This is a genomic window from Ruegeria sp. BHSA118 (genome assembly GCF_059613405.1).
Genome location: NZ_JBXWSM010000145.1, coordinates 1 through 2,375, shown reverse-complemented (window position 1 = coordinate 2,375; position 2,375 = coordinate 1). Strand labels below are relative to the sequence as shown.

The 2,375-nt window shown below is 59.4% G+C and carries 4 protein-coding genes; 3 read left to right on the top strand and 1 reads right to left on the bottom strand.

The genetic code is table 11. The features are described from left to right. Together AC2FNN_RS21470 and AC2FNN_RS21465 are read left to right on the top strand one after the other, a co-directional pair. A partial coding sequence (locus AC2FNN_RS21470) for a magnesium transporter (RefSeq protein WP_496760533.1) occupies positions 1 to 618 on the top strand: 618 nt, incomplete at its 5' end. After that, on the top strand, positions 615 to 1,172 hold the full coding sequence (locus AC2FNN_RS21465; RefSeq protein ID WP_496760531.1) for a 5-formyltetrahydrofolate cyclo-ligase: 558 nt from the start codon (positions 615 to 617) through the stop codon (positions 1,170 to 1,172). The genes AC2FNN_RS21470 and AC2FNN_RS21465, both read left to right, overlap by 4 nt. Before the next feature lie 3 nt (positions 1,173 to 1,175). Here AC2FNN_RS21465 and AC2FNN_RS21460 read toward each other — a convergent pair whose 3' ends face one another. Next, positions 1,176 to 1,403 (bottom strand): putative hemolysin, encoded by a 228-nt coding sequence (locus tag AC2FNN_RS21460; RefSeq protein WP_224853568.1) that lies wholly within the window; start codon positions 1,401 to 1,403, stop codon positions 1,176 to 1,178. A 133-nt stretch (positions 1,404 to 1,536) separates the two neighbouring features. Between AC2FNN_RS21460 and AC2FNN_RS21455 the strand changes: the two genes are divergently transcribed. Next, the gene (locus tag AC2FNN_RS21455) at positions 1,537 to 2,352 is read left to right on the top strand and encodes a TIGR00282 family metallophosphoesterase (RefSeq protein ID WP_496760529.1); all 816 of its coding nucleotides are present in this window, start codon (positions 1,537 to 1,539) and stop codon (positions 2,350 to 2,352) included. Positions 2,353 to 2,375 lie beyond the last annotated feature (23 nt).

Here is a 2,375-nt window from a genome sequence, read left to right as displayed (position 1 = left end):
ATCACCATTGACGACGCGATGGTCGTTCTGGATGAAGAGCACGAAGAGGACATTCTGCGTCTTGCCGGTGTTGGCGACGAAAGCTCGCTGTCCGACAGTGTGGCGGCAACCAGCCGGCGAAGGTTGCCCTGGTTGGCGGTGAACCTGTGCACGGCGATCTGTGCCTCTTTGGTGATTTCGCAATTCGAGGCGGCAATTGATCAACTGGTCGCGCTGGCCATCCTGATGCCTATCGTTGCGTCAATGGGCGGCAATGCAGGAACACAATCGCTCACCGTGGCGGTGCGTGCGCTGGCGACGCGCGACCTGACAAATTCGAACGTGATGCGTGTTATCAGGCGGGAACTGCTGGTGGGGGTGCTGAATGGGCTCTGCTTTGCCATCGTGTTGGGGACCGTGGGGATGCTGTGGTTCGATTCCCCGCTGCTGGGTGTCGTGATCGGGTCGGCCTTGGTCGTGAATATGATCATCGCCGGGTTCGCAGGTACGGTAGTACCTGTCGTGCTGGATCGCTTGGGCATCGACCCTGCGCTGGCGTCGGGAACCTTTGTGACAACCACGACGGATGTCATGGGTTTCTTCATATTTCTTGGGCTTGCCAGCGTGGTGCTACTGTGACCGATCTGACCGATATCAAAGCCGCAGCGCGCAAAGCGGCCTTTGCCCGCCGCAAGACCGCGTTTGATGCACGCTTGCCGGGCGCGGCCGGGCGCTTGTCCGAGGTTCTGGCAGGCTATCGCGGCGTGCCCCTGTCAGGTTACATGCCGATCCGGACCGAGATCGACCCGGTGCCTGCGATGGCCGAAGCATCGGCTTATGGCCCGGTGGGGGTACCTGTCATTCAGGCAGCCGGTCAGCCGCTGAGATTCTCTCGCTGGACGCCGGACGGAGTGCTCAAGGACGGCCCGTTTGGTGCAAAAGTGCCCCAGGAGGATGACTATTTCGATCCCGAAATTCTGATCGTTCCACTGGTCGCCTTCGACGCAAATGGTGGCCGCCTAGGGTATGGCGGCGGGTTTTATGACCGAACGCTGGAAGGTCTGCGCGCCAAACGCTCGACGCTTGCCATCGGCTTTGCTTTTGATGCGCAGGAGGCCGAAGGCCTGCCGTTGGAGCCGACCGACCAACCGTTGGATATGGTTGTCACGGAAAGCCGCGTGCTGACCTTCTAGCTGCTATTGCTCGAAATGACTGCGCAAGTAATCCCAGGCATCCACCTCGGTGCCGTCCTTCAGGATGCAGACGCCATAGACACTGCCGTCTTCGTTTTTACGAAGCTGGTAGGTCCCGTCGTTTTCAATGCAAAAGGTCGCAGCGGGGTTGGGCATGGATGTCTTGGTGCCTTCGGCAGCGGCAGCAGTTGCCGCCAAAAGGCAGCCGGTCAGAACAATTGACGACTTCACGAAGAATTCCTTCTGTATTCAAAAGACGTATCGAAACATTGCCACGGCAGAATTTGATTTCAACCCCCAAGTCTGCCGGTAATTTCACGCTTCCGCCTTGTTATTGCCCTGTACAGCCCCTACGACCCGGATCATGAGGATTCTGTTTCTTGGTGATGTCATGGGGCGCGCGGGACGCGCTGCCGTTCAGCAGCATTTGCCGCGCCTGCGCGACGAATGGCGGTTGGATTTTGTCGTGGTCAATGGCGAAAACGCGTCGAACGGCATGGGGCTGAGCGGAGATCACGCCAGGCTGTTGTTAGATGCCGGAGCGGATTGCCTGACGCTGGGGGATCATGCGTTCGATCAGAAAGACATGCTGCAATTCATCGAGAAAGAACAGCGCATCGTACGACCCGTGAACTTCGCCAAAGGCGCGCCGGGGCTGGGTCATCGGCTGTTTACGGCGCCGGGGGGGCGCAAGGTTCTGGTGGTCCAGGTGCTTGGTCAGGTCTTTATGAAACGCCCGTTCGACGATCCGTTCTCGGCGATCGAACCGATCCTGAAATCTCATCCCAGAGGCGGGCAGGCGCAGGCGATCATCGTGGACATGCATTGCGAGGCCACGTCCGAGAAGATGGCGATGGGGCACTACTGCGACAAACGTGTAAGCCTTGTGGTGGGAACGCACACCCATGTACCGACGGCGGATTCCCAGATTCTGCCGGGTGGCACCGCGTATTTGACGGATGCGGGCATGTGCGGAGACTACGATTCGGTCATCGGCATGGACAAGCAGGAGCCCATGCGACGGTTCATCACCGGTATGCCCAAGGCGCGCTTTACCCCTGCAAATGGCGAGGCCACACTGAGCGGCGTGTTCGTCGAAACCGATGATCGTGACGGACAAGCCAAATCCGTGCGGATGGTGCGCGTCGGAGGGCGCCTGGAACAAGCCGGGCCCGAATAGTCATCGTCAGGCTTGCTCTGTCG

Bases quoted from the DNA above. Each gene is read 5' to 3' on its own strand.
- AC2FNN_RS21455 (WP_496760529.1), top strand. From the start codon at position 1,537: ATGAGGATTCTGTTTCTTGGTGATGTCATGGGGCGCGCGGGACGCGCT.